This is a genomic window from Curtobacterium sp. MEB011 (assembly GCF_030209655.1).
Lineage (GTDB): Bacteria > Actinomycetota > Actinomycetes > Actinomycetales > Microbacteriaceae > Curtobacterium > Curtobacterium poinsettiae.
The window spans coordinates 445,859-464,881 of the sequence record NZ_JARVRN010000006.1; the positions used below are offsets into that span (position 1 = coordinate 445,859).

The 19,023-nt window shown below is 70.8% G+C and carries 17 protein-coding genes; 8 read left to right on the plus strand and 9 right to left on the minus strand.

Going from position 1 to position 19,023, the window contains the following annotated elements; genetic code table 11:
• Window positions 1-2 precede the first annotated feature (2 nt).
• Genes iolB through iolC form a run of 4 tightly spaced genes read right to left on the minus strand, consistent with a single transcriptional unit; the run spans window position 3 to window position 4,447 of the window.
• Window positions 3-926, minus strand: coding sequence for a 5-deoxy-glucuronate isomerase (gene iolB, locus QRN30_RS09310; protein ID WP_284760949.1), 924 nt, complete (start codon window positions 924-926; stop codon window positions 3-5).
• An 8-nt stretch (window positions 927-934) separates the two neighbouring features.
• Window positions 935-2,443, minus strand: a complete 1,509-nt coding sequence (locus QRN30_RS09315; protein ID WP_259551937.1) for a CoA-acylating methylmalonate-semialdehyde dehydrogenase — start codon at window positions 2,441-2,443, stop codon at window positions 935-937.
• Entirely contained in the window at window positions 2,440-3,429 is a 990-nt protein-coding gene (locus QRN30_RS09320) for a class I fructose-bisphosphate aldolase (RefSeq protein WP_017887107.1), read from the minus strand. Before QRN30_RS09320 ends, QRN30_RS09315 begins: the two co-directional genes overlap by 4 nt.
• Window positions 3,422-4,447, minus strand: a complete 1,026-nt coding sequence (iolC, locus tag QRN30_RS09325; protein ID WP_017887108.1) for a 5-dehydro-2-deoxygluconokinase — start codon at window positions 4,445-4,447, stop codon at window positions 3,422-3,424. The genes QRN30_RS09320 and iolC overlap by 8 nt, the downstream gene beginning before the upstream one ends.
• Before the next feature lie 190 nt (window positions 4,448-4,637).
• Here iolC and QRN30_RS09330 point away from each other — a divergent pair, with 190 nt between their 5' ends.
• Entirely contained in the window at window positions 4,638-5,900 is a 1,263-nt protein-coding gene (locus QRN30_RS09330; protein ID WP_284760950.1) for a DNA recombination protein RmuC, read from the plus strand.
• Between the two features lie 43 nt (window positions 5,901-5,943).
• On the opposite strand, the gene QRN30_RS09335 is transcribed toward QRN30_RS09330, so the two are convergent.
• The gene (locus tag QRN30_RS09335) at window positions 5,944-6,840 is read right to left on the minus strand and encodes a hypothetical protein (RefSeq protein WP_284760951.1); all 897 of its coding nucleotides are present in this window, start codon (window positions 6,838-6,840) and stop codon (window positions 5,944-5,946) included.
• Window positions 6,841-6,923: 83 nt separating this feature from the next.
• Entirely contained in the window at window positions 6,924-7,913 is a 990-nt protein-coding gene (gene glpX / locus QRN30_RS09340) for a class II fructose-bisphosphatase (protein WP_017886722.1), read from the minus strand.
• A 159-nt stretch (window positions 7,914-8,072) separates the two neighbouring features.
• Between glpX and fbaA the strand changes: the two genes are divergently transcribed.
• A complete protein-coding gene (gene fbaA / locus QRN30_RS09345; protein ID WP_017886723.1) occupies window positions 8,073-9,101 on the plus strand; it encodes a class II fructose-bisphosphate aldolase in 1,029 nt (342 codons plus the stop codon).
• 173 nt (window positions 9,102-9,274) lie between these two features.
• Window positions 9,275-10,534: a M18 family aminopeptidase gene (locus QRN30_RS09350; protein ID WP_042539407.1), complete on the plus strand. Its 1,260-nt coding sequence runs from the start codon at window positions 9,275-9,277 to the stop codon at window positions 10,532-10,534.
• 424 nt (window positions 10,535-10,958) lie between these two features.
• Here the strand turns inward: QRN30_RS09350 and QRN30_RS09355 are convergent, their stop codons facing one another.
• Together QRN30_RS09355 and QRN30_RS09360 are read right to left on the minus strand one after the other, a co-directional pair.
• On the minus strand, window positions 10,959-11,699 hold the full coding sequence (locus QRN30_RS09355; RefSeq protein WP_042539409.1) for a DUF6264 family protein: 741 nt from the start codon (window positions 11,697-11,699) through the stop codon (window positions 10,959-10,961).
• Window positions 11,696-12,760, minus strand: coding sequence for a 4-hydroxy-3-methylbut-2-enyl diphosphate reductase (locus QRN30_RS09360; RefSeq protein WP_396121976.1), 1,065 nt, complete (start codon window positions 12,758-12,760; stop codon window positions 11,696-11,698). Before QRN30_RS09360 ends, QRN30_RS09355 begins: the two co-directional genes overlap by 4 nt.
• Before the next feature lie 126 nt (window positions 12,761-12,886).
• Here QRN30_RS09360 and xseA point away from each other — a divergent pair, with 126 nt between their 5' ends.
• The 5 genes from xseA to QRN30_RS09385 all read left to right on the plus strand — a co-directional run bounded on the left by xseA (window position 12,887) and on the right by QRN30_RS09385 (window position 17,283).
• Complete coding sequence (gene xseA / locus QRN30_RS09365) at window positions 12,887-14,122, plus strand: exodeoxyribonuclease VII large subunit (RefSeq protein WP_159557513.1); 1,236 nt, start codon at window positions 12,887-12,889, stop codon at window positions 14,120-14,122.
• 71 nt (window positions 14,123-14,193) lie between these two features.
• Complete coding sequence (locus QRN30_RS09370) at window positions 14,194-14,439, plus strand: exodeoxyribonuclease VII small subunit (RefSeq protein WP_284760953.1); 246 nt, start codon at window positions 14,194-14,196, stop codon at window positions 14,437-14,439.
• Window positions 14,436-15,071, plus strand: a complete 636-nt coding sequence (locus tag QRN30_RS09375; protein ID WP_042539417.1) for a DUF4245 domain-containing protein — start codon at window positions 14,436-14,438, stop codon at window positions 15,069-15,071. Before QRN30_RS09370 ends, QRN30_RS09375 begins: the two co-directional genes overlap by 4 nt.
• A 74-nt stretch (window positions 15,072-15,145) precedes the next feature.
• Window positions 15,146-15,760 (plus strand): carbonic anhydrase, encoded by a 615-nt coding sequence (locus QRN30_RS09380; protein ID WP_017886730.1) that lies wholly within the window; start codon window positions 15,146-15,148, stop codon window positions 15,758-15,760.
• Between the two features lie 119 nt (window positions 15,761-15,879).
• The gene (locus QRN30_RS09385) at window positions 15,880-17,283 is read left to right on the plus strand and encodes a class II fumarate hydratase (RefSeq protein ID WP_214584889.1); all 1,404 of its coding nucleotides are present in this window, start codon (window positions 15,880-15,882) and stop codon (window positions 17,281-17,283) included.
• A 93-nt stretch (window positions 17,284-17,376) separates the two neighbouring features.
• Here QRN30_RS09385 and phoH2 read toward each other — a convergent pair whose 3' ends face one another.
• On the minus strand, window positions 17,377-18,738 hold the full coding sequence (gene phoH2 / locus QRN30_RS09390; protein WP_284760954.1) for an RNA 5'-3' helicase PhoH2: 1,362 nt from the start codon (window positions 18,736-18,738) through the stop codon (window positions 17,377-17,379).
• Between the last annotated feature and the right edge of the window lie 285 nt (window positions 18,739-19,023).

Genomic DNA, 19,023 nt, shown 5'->3' on the forward strand with positions numbered 1-19,023 from the left:
GGTCACGCCTGCTTCCTTTCGTAGGGCAGTCGTGGGTCGATCGATTCCGATGCCCACGCCCGGCGGACCCAGCCGTGGGCCGGGTCGTCGGTGATGTTCCAGACGCGCTCCGGGTCGGGCCCGGCCATCACGTTCAGGTAGTACATGTCGTAGCCGGGAGCGGCGACAGCGGGACCGTGCCAGCCGTACGGCACCAGGGCGACGTCACCGGTGCGGACCTGCCGGAACTCGTCGATGGCGCGGTCGTCCGAGGCGTAGGTGCGGTGCAGGGCGAACGGGTCTGCGGCCTCGGGAGTGATCGACTCGAGCCCGCGGGACACCGCTGCCTCGTAGTAGTAGATCTCTTCCAGGTTGGACTCCGACCCGGGCACGTTCGTGTCGTGCTTGTGCGGCGGGTACGACGACCAGTTGCCGGCCGGCGTGATCACTTCGCACACGATGAACTTGACGGCGTCGAGCGCGGCCGGGGTGCCGAAGTTGTGCACCTGGCGGCTCGACTGCCCGGCGCCGCGGAGCTCCACCGGCACGTCCGGCCGGGCCACGTACGTGGTCGGCTTGACGATGTCCGTGGGGGCTTCCGCGACGGCGAACCGACCGTCGCCGGTGATGGTGGCCGCCGAACCGGAGCCCAGGTACAGGACGTCGGTGGGACCGTCGAAGACGCTCCCCCGCCCCTGCAGGTCCTGCTCGCCGTCACCGGCGGCGCCCGAGTGGGTCACGTGGAACGACCCGGCGAGCGGCACGATGATGCGCTCCACGGCGTCGGCCGGGAGGCGCAGCTCGCCCCCGTCGGAAACCGCGCCAGTCCGGAGCCCGGTGTGCGCCCATCCCTCGATGCGTCCGTCGACGACGTCGGTCCAGCCCGCTTCGGGCCGGGAGCCCGCCGGGATGAACCACTGGTCGTGCTGGTGCTGTTCGTTCGCCATGCTGCGGCTCAGTCGTTCGACGGGAAGCCGAGGTTGATGCCGCCGTGCGACGGGTCGAGCCACCGGCTCGTGATCGCCTTCTGGCGGGTGAAGAAGCTCACGCCGTCGGCCCCGTACGCCTTGTGGTCACCGAACAGCGAGTTCTTCCAGCCACCGAACGAGTAGTAGGCGACGGGCACCGGGATCGGGACGTTGATGCCGATCATGCCGACCTGCACGTCGCGCTGGAACCGTCGGGCCGCGCCGCCGTCGTTCGTGAAGATGGCGGTGCCGTTGCCGTACGCGCCGGAGTTGATGAGCTCGAGGCCCTCTTCGTAGGTGGCGACGCGCACGACGCTCAGCACCGGCCCGAAGATCTCCTCGGTGTAGACGCGGCTGGTGGTGGGCACCTGGTCGATCAGCGTCGGGCCCAGCCAGAAGCCGTTCTCGTCGCCGTCGGGTCGGACGGTGCGGCCGTCCACCACAACCACCGCACCGTCCTGCTCTGCGACCTCGATGTACGAGGCGACCTTGTCACGGTGCTGCTTCGTGACGAGCGGCCCCATGTCGCACCCGCGACGACCGTCGCCGATGCGCAGGGTGGCCGCGCGGTCCTTGATCTTCTGGATGAGCTCATCGGCCACCGGCTCGACGGCGACGACGACCGAGATCGCCATGCAGCGTTCACCGGCCGAACCGAAGCCCGCGTTGATCGCGTTGTCGGCGACCAGGTCGAGGTCGGCGTCGGGCAGGACGAGCATGTGGTTCTTCGCGCCGCCGAGGGCCTGCACGCGCTTGCCGTGCTTCGTGCCGGTCTCGTAGACGTACTGCGCGATGGGCGTGGAGCCGACGAACGAGATCGACTCGACGTCGTCGCTGGTGAGCAGACCGTCGACGGACAGCTTGTCGCCGTTGAGCACGTTGAAGACGCCGTCGGGCAGCCCGGCCTCCTTGAACTTCTCGGCGAGCCAGATGGCGGCCGACGGGTCCTTCTCGCTCGGCTTCAGCACGACGGTGTTGCCAGCGGCGATCGCGATCGGCAGGAACCAGAGCGGCACCATCGCGGGGAAGTTGAAGGGGCTGATGATGCCCACGACGCCGAGCGGCTGGCGGATCGAGTAGACGTCGATGCCGGTCGAGACCTGGTCGGAGAACTCGCCCTTCATCAGGCTCGGGATGTTGGTGGCGAGCTCCACGACCTCTTGCCCACGGGCGATCTCCCCCATGGCGTCGTCGATGACCTTGCCGTGCTCGCTCGTGATGATCTCGGCCAGCTCGGCCTTGTCACGGTTCAGGATCTCGCGGAACGAGAACAGGATCGCCTGGCGCTTGGCCAGCGACAGGTTGCTCCAGCCGGGGAACGCCGCCTTGGCGCTGCCGATGGCCGCCTGGATCTCGGACTCGTCGGCCAGCGCGACCTGCTTGGTCGCGACGCCCAGCGCCGGGTCGTACACCGGTGCCGTCCGCCCCGACGAGGACGGGACGCGAGCCCCGTCGATCCAGTGCCCGACGGTGGTGGTCGTGTCGGTGAGCGTCATGCGTTGGTTCCTTCCGAGATGGACGAGTCCATGGTGGTGGCGCCCGCGAGCCGAGCGGCTGGGTCGTGGGCATCTGTGGAGAACCCGGCCCGGGCCTCCTGGCTGTGGACGAGACCGGCGGCCACGTCCACGGCGGCGGCGACGTCGCCGTCCGAGGGGTAGAGCAGGGTGCGCCCGACGACCAGGCCGCGGACGCCGGGCAGGGCCAGGGCGTCAGCCCACTTGGCGTACGTCTCCAGCGGGCGCGAAGCCGGGTCACCGCCGAGCAGCAGCGTCGGCAGCGTCGTCGCGGCCATCACGCGCTCCATGTCGTCGACGACGGGGATCTTGAGCCAGCTGTAGGCGCTGGACTCGCCGAGGCCGGCAGCGATCGCCATCGAGGTGATCACGGCATCGGCCGACAGGTCGTTGACGACCCGGCCGTCCCGCCACTCGGACATGAACGGCTCGAGCATGATCGGCAGCTGGAGTGCCGCGGCCTCGCTGACGGCGCGGGCCGTGGCCTCGAGCGTCGGCGCGGTGCCCGAGTCCTCCAGCGCGATGCGCACCAGGAGCTTGGCGAAGTCGAGCCCGGAGTCCTTGATCGCCTGCGCCGAGTACGCGGTGTACCGGTCGTCCATCTCGAACGTCGCGCCGCGGAGTCCGCCGCGGTTCATCGACCCGACGACGACCTTGCCGTCGAGGGCGCCGAGCAGTGCGAGGTCCTCGAGGATGTCGGGGGTGCCGAGCACGCCGTCGACCCCAGGACGACCGAGGGCCGTGACGAGCCGCTCGAGCAGGTCGTAGCGGTCCGCCATCGCGGACTCGTCGTCGCGCACCGCCAGCGCACCGCGGGCGGGGTGGTCGGCGGCGACGATGAAGAGCTTGCCGTCGTCGGCGAGCAGGGAGCGCTTGCGGCGGGCATCGAGCGTGGCACGCACCAGGTCCGGCTGCCCGGCACGGATGTCGCGGAGGCGCTGGAAGTCAGCGGGGCTGAGCTCAGGCATGGGTCTTCTCCTCGGTGTGCGTCTCACCCGTGTGGTTCGTTCCCTCGGCCGGGTTGTCGGTCAGGAACTGCTCGATCTCGTCGCTCGTCGGCATCGCCGTCGAGCACTCGAACCGCGTCGCGACGATCGCGCCGGCTGCGTTGCAGAACGCCAGGATCCGTTCGAGGCTCCAGCCCTGCAGCAGGCCGTGGGTCAGCGCGCCGCCGAAACCGTCGCCCGAGCCGAGCCCGTTCACGACGTCGATGTGGTGCGGACGGAACTCGACGAACTCGTCGCGGGTCTTCGCGAGCACGCCCTTCGGTCCCTGCTTGACGATCGCGATCTCGACACCGCGGTCGAGCAGGGCGTCGGCGGCACGGACCGGGTCGGTCTCGCCGACCGCGACCTCGCACTCCTCGCGGTTGCCGACGGCGACGGTGGCGTGCTCGAGGGCGATCGCGACCTCGCGCGTCGCGGCCTCGGGGCTCGACCAGAACATCGACCGGTAGTCCAGGTCCAAGACGGTGTGGGTCTTCGTGCTGTTCTGCGCGGCGGACCGGGCTTCGTACGCCACGTGGTGCGCCTGTCGGCTCGGCTCCTCGCTGAGGCCGGTCACCGTGGTCCAGAAGATCTTCGCGCGCTCGATCTCGTGCAGCGGCAGGGACTTCGCCGTGATCATCAGGTCCGGTGCCTTCGGGGCCCGGTAGAAGTAGAGCGGGAAGTCGTCCGGCGGGAAGATCTCGCAGAAGGCGACGGGGGTGTTCAGCCCCTCCACCGTCTCGACGAAGGCGTTCGCGACGCCGAACTCGGGCAACGTGCGGGCGATGTACCGGCCGAAGGGGTCGTTGCCCGTCCGGGTGATGACCGCGGCGTCCGCGCCGTGGCGAGCAGCGGCGATGGCGACGTTCGTGGCGCTGCCGCCGACGGACTTCGAGAAGGTCGAGACGTCCTCGAGCGGGCCGGTCTGCTGCGGGTAGATGTCGACGCTGACGCGTCCCATCGTGATCACGTCGTAGGCGTGGGGAGCTTGGTTCGTCATGCGACGCGGTGGACCTTCCGTGCGGCTTCATCGGCGGACGATCACGACTGTACACCCTGTTTGCCCTAATGTCATGACATGGATTCCACGGTCCGCCACGCTGGTCCCGTGGCGGCAGTCAGGCCGGGTCTGCGAGGCGCGTCGGTGTGCCGGGAGGCGCGGTGTCGGTGGGTTCTGCCAGGGTCGCGACATGCAGATCCTCGCCCTGGTCATCGGTCTCGTGATCGGCGTCGCCGTCGGTGCGGTCGTCGCCTGGTCGCTCGCCCGCTCGCGCGCGGGCATCAACGCCGCGTCGGCCCGCGCGACGGCCGAGGCGCTCCGCGGCCAGCTCGAGGCGGCCCGACGCGACGCCGAGGAACGCCTCGACGCCCAGGACACGCAGTACCGCCGCCAGGTCGACTCGCTCGAACGGCGCTCCGCCGAACTCGAGCACCTGGTGCAGCGCATGCACGGCGTCGACGCGGCACGGAACCAGAACGAGTCCAAGGTGCTCTCCGCGCTCAGCCCCGTGGCACAGACGCTCGACGTGATGCGCACGAAGATCGCCGAGCTCGAGCAGTCGCGGAGCGAGCAGTACGGCGCGCTGTCGGCGCAGCTCCGGTCGGCCGCCGAGTCGGAAGAGCGCCTGCGTGCCACCGCCGACACCCTGGCCAGCGCCTTGTCGTCGAACAGCACGCGCGGCGTCTGGGGCGAGACGCAGCTGCGCAACGTGGTCGAGGCCGCCGGGCTGCTCGAACGCGTCGACTTCGACGTGCAGTCCTCCGTCACCACCGCCGTCGGCTCCGCCCGCCCGGACATGGTCGTGCACCTGCCCGGCGGCAAGACCATCGCCGTCGACGCCAAGGTGCCGTTCAGCGCCTACCTGCAGGCCGCCGAGATCCCGGCGACCGCCACCGGTGCCGAGGCAGCCCGACGCGACCAGCTCATCGCCCAGCACGTCAAGGCGCTCCGAGCGCACGTCGACGCCCTTGCCGCACGGGAGTACTGGACCGGCTACGACGCCTCCCCCGAGCTCACCGTCGCCTTCATCCCGTCCGAGTCGCTCATCTCGAGCGCCCTCGCCGCCGACCCCGGCCTGCTCGACCACGCCTTCCGCAAGCGCATCGCGCTCGCCTCTCCCGTGACCCTGTGGTCCGTGCTCAAGACCGTGGCGTTCTCGTGGCAGCAGGACGTCGTCTCGCAAGAGGCGCACGAGCTCTTCAAGGTCTCCCGCGAGCTCTACGGCCGGCTGGCCACGATGGCCGGGCACGTCGACAAGCTCGGCCGCTCGATCCGGGGCTCCGTCGTCGACTACAACCGCTTCGTCGGGTCCCTGGAGCGCCAGGTGCTGCCGAGCGCCCGTCGGCTGTCGTTGCTCGACGAGTCGAAGGTCATCGCCGACCCGTCCCCGATCGAGGACGAGCCGCGGCTGCTCACGGCGCCGGAGCTCGTCGGCGCCGGCGACGAGGACTGACGGCCGCCGCGGCGCTCCTTGCTGCGAACGACGGTGCGAGTGGTCAGAGGGCCGCGCGGACCGACTCGAGATCCGGGAACCCGCGGAGCCGGTAGCGCGTCGGGCGGACCTCGAGTTCCTCGATCAACCCGGACGCCAGCTCCCGCAGCCGACCGAACGGCACGGGCTGCGTCTGCCCGTCGGGGGTCACGAGCACGATCGTGTCGACCGCGGCCACGACGCTCTCGACGTCCTCGGTCCACGACGAGTACGAGAAGGCCGGGTCGTCCTCAGCGAGTCGGGCGACCGAGACCGTCCCGACCTGGACGTCCTCGCCCCGACGGTCGAACGACTCCTGCAGGGCGTCCTGCTGCAGGTTGGCGGCGGTCGCGGTCCAGAGCGCGCGGATCGTCCGGAGCTCGCCGTCGAGCGACGGGTGCTCGAACCGGACCCACCCGTCACCGCGCAGCACCATGGGCGGTCCGCTCAGGACCTCGCCCTCGTCGTCGGCCAGGATCTGCTGGGCGACACCGGCCGCGACCTGGAGCCCGTCCTCGTCCTGGTCGCCGGTGACGATGAACGTCGTCGGCGCGACCGGGAAGACCACTGCGCTGCCGCGGAACTCGATGCCCTGGAACGCCTGCGGTGCGAGTACGAGCACCACCGCGAGGTCGGGGTCCTGGATGACGATCGTGCCCGGCTGGATCACCGCCACGTCGCCTCCGGCCTGCTCCTGCGCGGCGGCGACGGCTGCACGCAGGACGTCGTCGTCCGCCCAGCCCATCTCGGCGAGCGCCGGCGCGGTGAGGATCGCACCGTCCTCGTCCGCCAGGATCACGCCGAGGTCGGGCGCAACCGGCACGACGTGCGGCAGCCGGTCGGCCGTGCCGTCCGCCTGCGCGTGCAGCGTGCGGATGCCCGCGGTGTCCAGTCCGACGATCCGTGCCGTTGTCGCAGTCATGCGTCGAGCCTACGCAAGGGCTCGCACAACGGGGCGCCGCCGGAAGACCGGCGACGCCCCGAAGCGGCAGACGATCGTCCGGCCTAGAACCACTTCTCCGCACGGTGGTCCGCCTGGATGCGGCGGATCGTGTTCGAGCGCGAGCGGAGCACGAGCGAGTCGGTGTGGATGACGCCGCGCGAACGACGCACGCCGTCGACCAGGACGCCGTCGGTGACGCCGGTGGCGACGAAGAACGTGTTGTCCCCCGTGACCAGGTCGTCCTGGTCGAGGACCTTGTCCAGGTCGTGGCCGGCGGCGATGGCGCGCTCGCGCTCCTCGTCGTCCTTCGGCTGGAGCTTGCCGAGGATCACGCCGCCGAGCGCCTTGATCGCGCACGCCGTGATGATGCCCTCGGGGGTGCCGCCGACACCGACGCACATGTCGATGGTCGAGCCGGGCAGGGCGGCGGCGATGCCACCGGCGACGTCACCGTCGAGCAGCAGTCGCGTGCCGGCACCGGTCGCACGGATGGCGCGGATCAGTTCGTCGTGGCGCGGGCGGTCGAGCACGGCGACGACCATGTCCTCGAGGTCCTTGCCCTTGGCCTTCGCCAGCGCGCGGATGTTGTCGCCGATCGGCTTCTCGAGGTCCAGGACACCGCGCCCCTCGGGGCCGGCGGCGATCTTGTCCATGTAGAAGACGGCGGACGGGTCGTACATCGAGCCACGGTCCGAGACGGCCATGACGGAGATGGCGTTCTGGCGGCCGGCGGCGGTGAGCGAGGTGCCGTCGATCGGGTCGACCGCGATGTCGCAGGCCGGGCCGTGACCGTTGCCGACGTGCTCGCCGTTGTAGAGCATCGGGGCGTTGTCCTTCTCACCCTCGCCGATGACGACGACGCCGTCGAAGTTCACCGTGCCGAGGAACTTTCGCATCGCGTCGACCGCGGCGCCGTCGGCGAGGTTCTTCTCGCCACGCCCCACCCACGGCTGCGCACGGATCGCGGCGGCCTCCGTCGCACGCACGAGCTCGAGCGCGAGGTTGCGGTCGGGCTGGAGGAACAGGGAGCCGGTCTCAGTCGTGGGAGTCACGAGCCGAGCCTACCGACCGGCGGCCGACCCACGGTCCGGACACCGGGTCCGTGCACGCATGTGCACGCCGGACGTGAGCCGACCGCGTAACCCGGACCGCGCCTCCAGTCCGGCTGACTACGATCGGCGGGGACATCACCGAAGTCGAAGGAGATCCACGTGCCCATCGCAACGCCGGAACAGTACGCCGAGATGATCGAACGCGCGAAGGCGGGCAAGTTCGCGTACCCCGCGGTCAACGTCTCCTCCTCGCAGACCATCAACGCGGTCCTCCAGGGCCTGCAGGAAGCCGGTTCCGACGGCATCCTCCAGGTCACGACGGGCGGTGCCGACTACTTCGCCGGCCACACCATCAAGAACCGCGCAGCGGGTGCCCTCGCGATGGCGAAGTTCGCCCACGAGGTCGCCAAGAACTACGACATCACGGTCGCGCTCCACACCGACCACTGCCCGAAGGACGCCCTCGACGGCTTCGTCCTGCCGCTCATCGCGGCGAGCGAGGAAGAGGTCCGGCAGGGACGCAACCCGATCTTCCAGTCGCACATGTGGGACGGTTCGGCCGTGCCGCTCGACGAGAACATCGAGATCGCGAAGACGATGATCGAGAAGACGCGGAACATCAACGCGATCCTCGAGGTCGAGATCGGGGTGGTCGGCGGCGAAGAGGACGGCGTCCAGCACGAGGGCACGAACGACGCGCTCTACACCACACCGAACGACGTCGAGAAGGTCGTCGACGCGCTCGGCCTCGGCGACAAGGGCCGCTGGATCGCGGCGCTCACCTTCGGCAACGTGCACGGCGTCTACAAGCCGGGCAACGTCAAGCTCCGTCCCGAGCTTCTCGGCGAGATCCAGGCGTCCGTCGCGGCGAAGCACGGCACCGGCGAGAACCCCCTCGATCTCGTCTTCCACGGCGGCTCCGGCTCGACCGACGACGAGATCCACGAGGCCGTCCGCAACGGTGTCATCAAGATGAACATCGACACGGACACGCAGTACGCGTTCACCCGCTCGATCGCGGACTCGATGTTCCGCAACTACGAGGGTGTCCTGAAGATCGACGGCGAGGTCGGCAACAAGAAGCAGTACGACCCCCGCGCCTGGGGCAAGGTCGCCGAGACCGCCATGGCGGCTCGTGTCGTCGAGGCCGCGAAGGTCCTCGGCTCGGCCGGTCACGCCAAGGGCTGAGCAGGTCCGCCCCGTCCGACCCGTCGCGAGACGCCGTCGTGTCCGCGAAACACCGCGGATTCCGGCGGCGTCTCGCGTTTCCGGGGGCGTCTTGCGATGACGCCGGCGTCTCGACGGACGGCCTGGAGGCACGGCTCGCCTCCGCCACGCTCGTCACGTGCCACGATGGTCGGGTGACCGTCGACGCCATCGCCTCCGAGTTCGCCCAGTTCGTCACCGAGTCGCCGACCGCGTTCCACGCGGCTGCGGCGACCCGTGACCGTCTCGTCGCTGCCGGGTTCACCGAGCTGTCCGAGCTCGACGCCTGGCCGACCGAACCCGGTGCGTACGTGGTGGTCCGCGACGGCGCCGTCATCGCGTGGCGTCTGCCCGACGGTGCCGGACCGACGACGCCGTTCCGGATCCTCGGCGCCCACACCGACTCCCCCGGCTTCCGCATCAAGCCGAACCCCGGCGTCCGCACCGGGGGCTGGGAGCAGCTGGGCGTGGAGGTCTACGGCGGCGCACTCCTGTCCACCTGGTTCGACCGCGACCTCCGGATCGCCGGCCGGGTCGTCGACGCCGACGGCAGCGTGCGGCTCGTCAGCACCGATGCCGTCGCCCGGATCCCCAACCTGGCGATCCACCTGGACCGTGGGGTGAACGACGGCAAGGAGATCGACCGCCAGCGCCACACCCTGCCGATCGTCGGGGTCGACGGCGACGCCGGTGGGACCTCTGTCGTGGAGTGGCTGCTCGCCCGGCTCGGCGAGGGTGCCGTGTCGTGGGACCTGTTCCTCGCGGACACCCAGGCGCCGGCCCGGATCGGCATCGAGCGGGAGTTCCTGGCGTCCGGCCGGATGGACAACCTGACGAGCGTGCACGCCGGACTCCGGGGCATCGTCGACGCTCCCACCGACGGTGACCACATCCCGGTGTTCGCGGCGTTCGACCACGAGGAGATCGGCTCGTCGACGCCGTCCGGTGCCGGGGGTCCGTTCCTCGAGGACGTTCTCGGCCGTGTGCAGGAGGGCCTCGGCGCCACCCGCTCCGAAGCTGCCCGGGCGTTCCGTGCATCGTGGCTGCTGTCGAGCGACGCCGGGCACCTGGTGCACCCGAACCAGCCGGAGAAGCACGACCCGACGAACCGTCCGCGTCCCGGAGCCGGTCCGCTGCTGAAGATCAGCGCGAACCAGCGCTACATGACCGAGGCGAAGGGCGAGGCCGTCTGGGCCGCCGCCTGCGAGACCGCCGGTGTGCCGTGGCAGCCGTTCGTCAACGTGAACACGATCCCCGGCGGCTCGACGATCGGCCCGATCGCGGCGACCCGACTCGGGATCCCGACGATCGATATCGGCGTCGGACTGCTGTCGATGCACTCGATCCGGGAGCTCGTGCACGTCGACGACCTGGCCGCCCTGCACGGCGCGGTCGCGGCCTTCCTGGCCGGCTGACCTCCGGGCGGCGTCGGCGGGCCGCGGTGGTCAAGACTCCCTGTGCGCGCAGGGCCGAGCGGTCACGAAGTGTCGGTCGCGCCGATGCCGGACGACACTTTCTGACCACTCGACGGCGGGCCCGCGGCGTGTTGCGACCGCTCGGCAGGGGCGACTGAGTGTGTCGGCGAGGCTGACGACGATCGCCGGAAGGGCACCGGCACCGCGACTGGCCGACGGACCAGCCGCCGAGTGGTCACGACTCCCCACGCGCGCAAGGCCGAGTGGTCACGAAGTGTCGGTCGCGCCGATGCCGGACGACACTTTGCGACCACTCGACGGCGGGAACGCGGCACGTTGCGACCACTCGACGGCCGAGGGCGGGCGCGGCGAGCGGTCAGGCGGTCAGGCGGTCAGGCGGTCAGGCGGTCAGGCGGTCAGGCGGTCAGGCGCCGGACTGTCGCAGCATGAAGTCGACGAAGGCCTGGTCCTGCAGGACCACGACGACGAACGCGATCGTGCTGATCGCCGTGGCGACGACCGCGCCGACCAGCGGCACCCAGAACGTCCGCTTCCGTGCCCGGAGCCGGCGGATGGACCACCAGGCGACCAGAGCGAAGACGACGACGTTGGTGATCGCGGCGATGACGGCGGCCGTGCTCAGGGCACTCGGGTCGTTCAGCGCCGTGTACTGGGTCTCGAGGGTGCGCCGCACGGTGGAGGCGACGTCACCGACCGACAGGGACTGCACCACGGAGACGAGTCCGAATGCCAGGAGCCCGACGGTGAGCACGAAATCGGCCGGCGTGCGACCGAACCGGCTCCGTGGCATCGTCCGCTGCACCCCGGCAGGGGCCGCACCGGAGCGAGCGTCCGGACGAGCGTGGTCGGTGCGGACGCTGTCGCGCGGAGCAGCGTCGCGCCCGCCGACGGCCTTGGCCTGGTCCTGTCGCTCGCGGTCCTGCCGCTCCTGCCGCTCCTGCTCGACGAGGACCGGGTTCACCCAGCCTTCGGGCGCGTACTCGCCGTAGCCCGGGGCGGGACGGCCCTGTGGCCGACCGTTCGCGGGACCGGCAGGCGACGTCGGGGACGTTCCCCGGGCCTCCTGGCCGGAACCGACGCCGGCGTCGCCGTGGTCCGCCGGGTGGCGGCGCGGCACCGAGGACCAGCCGTCCGCACCGCTCATGCCCGACGCCCGCCGAGCGCGCGCGTCGGGTTGCCCGAGGCGTCGGTGCGGAGTTCCTTGGGGAGCGAGAACATCAGGTCTTCGTGTGCGGTGACGACTTCTTCGACGGCGGCGTAGCCGGCGTCGGCGAGCTGTTCGAGCACCTCGGCCACGAGTTCTTCCGGCACGGACGCACCGCTCGTCACGCCGACCGTCTCGACGCCGTCGAGCCAGTCCTGCTGGATCTCTTCGGCGTAGTCGACGCGGTGCGCGGCGCGGGCACCGTGCTCGAGCGCGACCTCGACCAGGCGGACGCTGTTCGACGAGTTCGCCGAGCCGACCACGATCACCAGGTCGGCACCGGGCGCGACCTTCTTGATCGCGACCTGGCGGTTCTGCGTGGCGTAGCAGATGTCGTCCGACGGGGGGTCCTGGATGGCCGGGAACTTCTCGCGCAGCAGCCGCACGGTCTCCATCGTCTCGTCGACGCTGAGCGTGGTCTGCGACAGCCAGACGAGGTTGTCCGGGTCCGGCACCGAGAGCGCCGCGACGTCGGCGGGGCCGCTCACCAGGATCGTGCGGTCCGGGGCGTGTCCCATGGTGCCCTCGACCTCTTCGTGGCCGGCGTGCCCGATCAGGATGATGGTGCGCTCGGCCTTCGCGAACCGGGTGGCTTCGCGGTGGACCTTGGTGACCAGGGGGCAGGTGGCGTCGATGGCGTGCAGGTCGCGGTCTGCGGCACCCGCGACGACGGCCGGCGACACACCGTGCGCACTGAAGACCACGTGCGAGCCGCGGGGGACCTCGGCGACGTCGTCGACGAAGACGGCGCCGCGCTGCTCGAGCGTCGAGACCACGTGCACGTTGTGGACGATCTGCTTGCGGACGTAGACGGGCTCGCCGTACTGCTCCAACGCCTTCTCGACGGCGACGACCGCGCGGTCGACCCCGGCGCAGTAGCCACGGGGCGCGGCGAGCAGCACCTTCTTGGGGCCGGCGACCGGCTCGTCACGCAGTCGGCCCCGTGCCGCGTGCACACGCGGCGGGGCGAGCGGGACCGTGTGGCCGTTGGTGATCGTCACGTCCCCGATGATAGGTGAGCGGCACGCACGCGACCTGGGCGCGTGCGGTGCCTGTGGACAACACGACGTCCGTCCCCTGTCACCGGTCTCGGGCACGATGGACGTCCCAGCAGGACGAGGAGCGACATGGCGATCGAACAGGGCCCGCCGACGGCCGACAACCCGTGGCCGGTGGCGCTCCTCGGCGCGAAGCTCCGGGACTGGATCGACCGGCTCGGCACCGCCTGGGTCGAGGGCGAGATCACGCAGTGGAACGTCGCCGGCGGCAACGTGTACGGCAAGCTCAAGGACGTCGAGGTCGACGCCACCGTGTCGTTCTCCATCTGGTCGAGTGTGCGTTCCCGGGTGCCGGCGGACATCAAGCAGGGCGACCGGGTCGTCGCGGCACTCAAGCCGAACTACTGGGTCAAGGGCGGCTCGCTGACCATGCAGGTCGTCGAGATGAAGCACGTCGGGCTCGGTGACCTGCTCGAACGCCTCGAGCGCCTCCGCCGCACCCTCGCCGAGGAAGGCCTGTTCGACCCGGCTCGCAAGCAGCGTCTGCCGTTCCTGCCGCACCGCATCGGCCTGGTCACCGGCAAGGACTCCGACGCCGAGAAGGACGTCAAGCGGAACGCGCAGCTGCGGTGGCCCCAGGTGGAGTTCCGCACCGTGCACACCGCGGTGCAGGGCGAACGGACCGTCGCCGAGGTCACCGCGGCGATCCTCGAGCTCGACGCCGACCCCGAGGTCGACGTCATCATCATCGCCCGTGGCGGCGGCGACTTCCAGAACCTGCTCGGCTTCAGCGACGAAGGACTCGTCCGTGCGGCGGCGGCGGCGTCGACCCCGATCGTCTCCGCGATCGGGCACGAGGCCGACCGCCCGATCCTCGACGAGGTCGCCGACCTGCGCGCCTCCACCCCCACAGACGCCGCCAAGCGGGTCGTGCCAGACGTCGCCGAGGAGCTCGCCAACGTGCGGGCCGCCCGCGCCAGGCTCGGGCTGCGGCTCTCGCACACGCTGTCGGTCGAGGCCGACCGGCTCGCCGCGCTGCGTTCGCGGCCGGCCCTGGCGTCGACCGCGTGGCTCGTCGACACCCGTGCGGAAGAGGTCGCGCGCGACCTGTCCCGCGCCCGCGAACTGCTCGACCGCCGACTCGAGCGCGGACACTCCGAGGTCGGGCACCTGACCGCTCGCCTCCGGGCGCTCTCGCCCCGCGACACCCTGCGCCGCGGGTACGCCATCGTGCAGCGGGCTGACGGGGGTGTCGTCCGGGGCACCGACGACCTGTCCGGAGCGACGCCGGTGCACGTCACGCTCGGTGCCGGCACGGCCACGGGCACGCTCGAACCGGACGGCCCCGGCCCGGACGGCTCCTGAGCACGACGGGTGTTCTCCACAGCCTGGGTCCGGGCGGCGGATCGTCGGTGGACGCTCGGTAGGATCGTCCCGTGCCATCCCAGCAGGAACCCGAGCAGACCGACGTCCAGTCGCTGAGCTACGAAGCGGCCCGCGACGAACTCGTGCGCGTCGTGAGCGAGCTCGAACAGGGCTCCGCGACCCTCGAACGTTCACTGGCGCTGTGGGAGCGGGGCGAAGCCCTCGCCGCCCGGTGCGAAGAGTGGCTCGTCGGTGCCCGCGCGCGACTCGACGCGGCCCGTGCCGCCAGCGATTCCCAGGACGGCTCCGGCCGATGACCGACCCGAACGGCCGTCCGATCGTCGCCGAGCTCGGTCGCCCCGAGACGGCAGAGGAGACCTGGGCGCGCAAGGACGCCGCCCGGACCGCCCGCCGGCAGCACCAGACCGCGTTCAACCTGGTCATCGCGCTCATCGCCTCGCTCGGCATCGTGCTGTTCCTGGTCGCCGTCGTCGTCCGGCCCGACACCACCGTGGACCGCACCGTCGACTACCAGCAGATCGCGGCCAAGGCCCAGGTCGACGACGTCACCCTGGTGGCGCCCCCGCTGCCCGACGGATACAGCGCCAACCGAGCGGACTTCGCGAACAAGACCACCGACGGTGTGGACGTCTGGACCGTCGGCTTCGTGACCCCGGACAAGCAGTACCTCGGTCTGCAGCAGGGCATCGACGCCAACGCCTCGTGGGTGTCGAACCAGCTCGACCAGCGTCCGTCCACCGGTGACCGCACCATCGGCGACACGGAGTGGACCGTCTACGACCGCCGCGCCGAGGGCACCGACGCCGGCAACCACTCGTACTCGCTCGTCTCGACGTTCGGCAAGGACACGATCGTGCTCTCCGGTACGGCCGACGACAAGGCCTTCCGGACCGTGGCCACCGCCGTCTCCCGACAACTGACCGAGTAGACGACGACCGGCACGACCGCCGCCCGTCACCACCGCACCCGCCCCGCTGCGTCCCATCCGAACCGAGGAGTCCCATGCCCGACCGCGCCGCCTCCACCCCGTCCGACGCCCTGCGCCTGCTCGTCGACGGCAACGCCCGCTTCGCCGCCGACAAGCGTCGAATGGGCCGCGTGGACCCGGACCGCCGCACCGAACTCGAAGGATCGCAGTCGCCGTTCGCGACCGTCCTCGGCTGCTCGGACTCGCGGGTGCCGTTCGAGCACGTCTTCGACGCCGGCATCGGTGACCTGTTCGCCATCCGCAACGCGGGCCAGATCGTCGACGACGTCGTCCTCGGCTCGATCGAGTTCGCGGTCGTCGCGCTGGGCACCCCCCTGGTCGTCGTGCTCCGGCACACCCGGTGCGGTGCCGTCGCGGCCGCGCGCTCCGGTGAGCCCGTCCCCGCCCCGCACCTGCAGGCCCTCGTCGACGCGATCGCCCCGAGCGTCGAGAAGGTCCGGCGCACCGACGCCGAGCTGCCGCAGGAAGCCGTCGGCGCCGCACACCTCGAAGCGACCCTCCGCCAGGTGATCGAGCGCTCCGGCGCGGTCTCCGACGCCGTGGCCGAGGGTAGATTGGCCGTCGTCGGGGCGACCTACGACCTCGCCACCGGAGAGGTCACCATCGACACCGTCGTCGGCCAGGTCTGACCGACGCCGACCCCGACCCCGACACCGACCCCGACGACGACCGCCCCGGCGACCCCGGGGCGCAGGCACGGGCCGGCGCGACCGCGACCGGCGAGCACCCCAGGAAGGACCACGACGACGTGACCGACACCACCCCGACCGAGTTCCGCATCGAGCACGACACCATGGGCGAGGTACGGGTGCCGAAGTCGGCGCTCTACCGTGCCCAGACCCAGCGCGCCGTCGAGAACTTCCCCATCTCGGGCACCGGGCTCGAGTCGGCGCAGATCGTGGCGCTCGCGCGGATCAAGCGCGCCGCGGCCATCGTGAACGGTGAGCTCGGCATCGTCGAGCCCGCCGTCGCCGACGCCATCGCAGGTGCGGCCGACCTGATCATCGGTGGGCAGCACCACGACCAGTTCCCGGTCGACGTCTACCAGACCGGCAGCGGCACATCGTCGAACATGAACATGAACGAGGTGCTCGCGACACTGGCGTCCGACATCGCGGGTTCCGCCGTGCACCCGAACGACCACGTCAACGCCTCGCAGTCGTCGAACGACGTCTTCCCCACCTCCGTGCACGTCGCCGTGACGGAAGCGCTCATCCGCACCCTCGTGCCCGCGCTCGAGCACCTCGCCGAATCGCTCGAGGCGAAGGCCACCCTGTGGGCCGACGCCGTCAAGTCCGGCCGGACGCACCTGATGGACGCCACGCCCGTCACCCTCGGGCAGGAGTTCGGCGGCTACGCCCGCCAGATCCGCCTGGGCGTCGAGCGGGTGCAGGCGACACTCCCCCGCGTCGCCGAGGTCCCGCTCGGCGGCACCGCGGTCGGCACCGGCATCAACACCCCCAAGGGCTTCCCGCAGCGGGTCATCGCCCAGCTCGCGAGTGACACCGACCTGCCGATCACCGAAGCCGTCGACCACTTCGAGGCACAGGGCGCACGTGATGCCCTGGTCGAGGCGTCCGGTGCACTCAAGGTGCTCGCCGTCAGCCTGACGAAGATCAACAACGACCTGCGCTGGATGGGCTCCGGTCCGAACACCGGGCTGGGCGAGCTGCACATCCCCGACCTGCAGCCCGGTTCCTCGATCATGCCCGGCAAGGTGAACCCGGTGATCCCCGAGGCCACCCTGATGGTCGGCGCCCGGGTCATCGGCAACGACGCCACCATCGCCTGGGCGGGCGCATCGGGTGCGTTCGAGCTGAACGTCGCGATCCCGGTGATGGGCACGGCGCTGCTCGAGTCGATCCGCCTGCTGGCGAACAGCTCGCGCGTGCTCGCGGACAAGACCATCGACGGGCTGCAGGCGAACCTCGAGCGTGCACGCGCCTTCGCGGAGTCCTCGCCGTCGATCGTCACCCCGCTCAACCGGGTCATCGGCTACGAGGCGGCGGCGAAGGTCGCGAAGTACGCCGTCGCCGAGGGCATCACCGTGCGCGAGGCCGTCGTGGCCCTCGGCCACGTGGAGCGCGGCGAGGTCACCGAGGCGCAGCTCGACGAGGCGCTCGACGTCCTCAGCATGACCCACCCGAACTGACGCGACGCTCCTGACACATCCCCAGGACGGACGGGAGGCCCGGTGCCAGCTGGCACCGGGCCTCCCGTCCGTCACGTGGCGGCTCGACGCGCCCTACACCAGGTCGGGCGAGTCCAGCAGGTCCGTGACCAGAGCGGCGATCGCGGAGCGCTCGGACCGCGTCAGCGTCACGTGCGCGAAGAGCGGGTGCCCCTTGAGCCGCTCGATGACCGACGCGATCCCGTCGTGCCGGCCGACCCGCAGGTTGTCGCGTTGCGCGACGTCGTGGGTGAGCACCACCCGCGAGTTCTGGCCGATGCGCGAGAGCATGGTGAGGAGCACGTTCCGTTCGAGCGACTGGGCCTCGTCGACGATCACGAAGGCGTCGTGCAGGGAGCGGCCACGGATGTGCGTCAGGGGCAGCACCTCGATCAGGCCGCGCTCGATCACCTCGTCGAGCACGTTGTCCGAGACCACCGAACCGAGGGTGTCGTAGACGGCCTGCGCCCACGGGTTCATCTTCTCGCCGGCGTCACCGGGCAGGAAGCCGAGGTCCTGCCCGCCCACGGCGTACAGCGGCCGGAAGACCATGATCTTCTTGTGCTGCTGCCGTTCGAGCACCGCTTCGAGTCCGGCGCACAGGGCGAGCGCCGACTTGCCGGTGCCGGCACTGCCGCCGAGCGAGACGATGCCGATCTCGGAGTCGAGCAGCGCGTCGATCGCGAGCCGCTGCTCGGCCGAGCGCCCGCGGAGGCCGAAGACCTCACGGTCGCCGCGCACCAGGGCGACTGCTCCGGCGACGTGCACGCGGCCGAGCGCCGATCCACGCTCGGAGTGGATGACGACCCCGGTGTTCACGGGGACGCCGTCGAGCTTCGCGGAGCGGATCTCCTCTTTCTCGTACAGGTCGGACATCTGCTCGCCGGACACCTGCAGGTCGGTGATGCCGGTGTAGCCAGAGTCGACCGCGAGTTCGGCGCGGTACTCCTCGGCCGCCATGCCGATCGACGACGCCTTGACCCGGAGCGGCAGGTCCTTCGACACGACGACGACGTCGAGCCCGTCGTTCTTCAGGTTCGACGCGACGGCGAGGATGCGGGAGTCGTTGTCGCCGAGCTGCAGGCCCGACGGCAGGACGGACTGGTTGGAGTGGTTCAGTTCGACGCGGAACGAGCCGCCGTCGCCGATCGCGATCGGGAAGTCGAGCCGCTCGTGTTCGATGCGCAGTTCGTCGAGCAGCCGGAGGGCCTGCCGGGCGAAGTACCCGATCTCCGGGTCGTTGCGCTTCGCTTCGAGTTCGCTGACGACCACCACGGGCAGGACCACGGCGTGCTCGGCGAAGCGGAACAAGGCCCGCGGATCGCTGAGGAGCACCGATGTGTCGAGCACGTACGTGCGCTGGGCGACCGATGTGGACGAGCCCGCGGTGTGCTGTTCCTGTGTTCCGCGAGAGACGTTCTGAGAGGTCACGACCACTCCATCCCCGGGCCGCGACGGGCCCGGTCCTGTCCTCGAACGCGGCCACGGAGCGGGTCCCGAAGCACCGACTGTGGCCGCTTCGATCGGGCGCGGTGCCCGATGGGGACAACGTACGTCCGGCCCCCGACACCCCGCCAGCGACACGCGGTTTCTGGAGTTACGGTCGCGTGAACAACGCGACCGCAGCTCGTGACGCGGCTGGTCACGAGTTGTCTGTTGCGACCGCTCCAGCCGACAGGTGGTGACCACCCGGCGGACGTGAGCGGGGTGTCGTGACCGCGC

What these genes read in the sequence shown, in the direction of transcription:
- QRN30_RS09330 (WP_284760950.1), top strand. Translation starts at nt 4,638, where the DNA reads ATGCAGATCCTCGCCCTGGTCATCGGTCTCGTGATCGGCGTCGCCGTC.
- QRN30_RS09355 (WP_042539409.1), bottom strand. Translation starts at nt 11,699, where the DNA reads ATGAGCGGTGCGGACGGCTGGTCCTCGGTGCCGCGCCGCCACCCGGCG.
- QRN30_RS09335 (WP_284760951.1), bottom strand. Translation starts at nt 6,840, where the DNA reads ATGACTGCGACAACGGCACGGATCGTCGGACTGGACACCGCGGGCATC.
- QRN30_RS09380 (WP_017886730.1), top strand. Translation starts at nt 15,146, where the DNA reads ATGCCCGACCGCGCCGCCTCCACCCCGTCCGACGCCCTGCGCCTGCTC.
- QRN30_RS09320 (WP_017887107.1), bottom strand. Translation starts at nt 3,429, where the DNA reads ATGCCTGAGCTCAGCCCCGCTGACTTCCAGCGCCTCCGCGACATCCGT.
- iolB (WP_284760949.1), bottom strand. Translation starts at nt 926, where the DNA reads ATGGCGAACGAACAGCACCAGCACGACCAGTGGTTCATCCCGGCGGGC.
- iolC (WP_017887108.1), bottom strand. Translation starts at nt 4,447, where the DNA reads ATGACGAACCAAGCTCCCCACGCCTACGACGTGATCACGATGGGACGC.
- xseA (WP_159557513.1), top strand. Translation starts at nt 12,887, where the DNA reads ATGGCGATCGAACAGGGCCCGCCGACGGCCGACAACCCGTGGCCGGTG.
- QRN30_RS09315 (WP_259551937.1), bottom strand. Translation starts at nt 2,443, where the DNA reads ATGACGCTCACCGACACGACCACCACCGTCGGGCACTGGATCGACGGG.
- QRN30_RS09375 (WP_042539417.1), top strand. Translation starts at nt 14,436, where the DNA reads ATGACCGACCCGAACGGCCGTCCGATCGTCGCCGAGCTCGGTCGCCCC.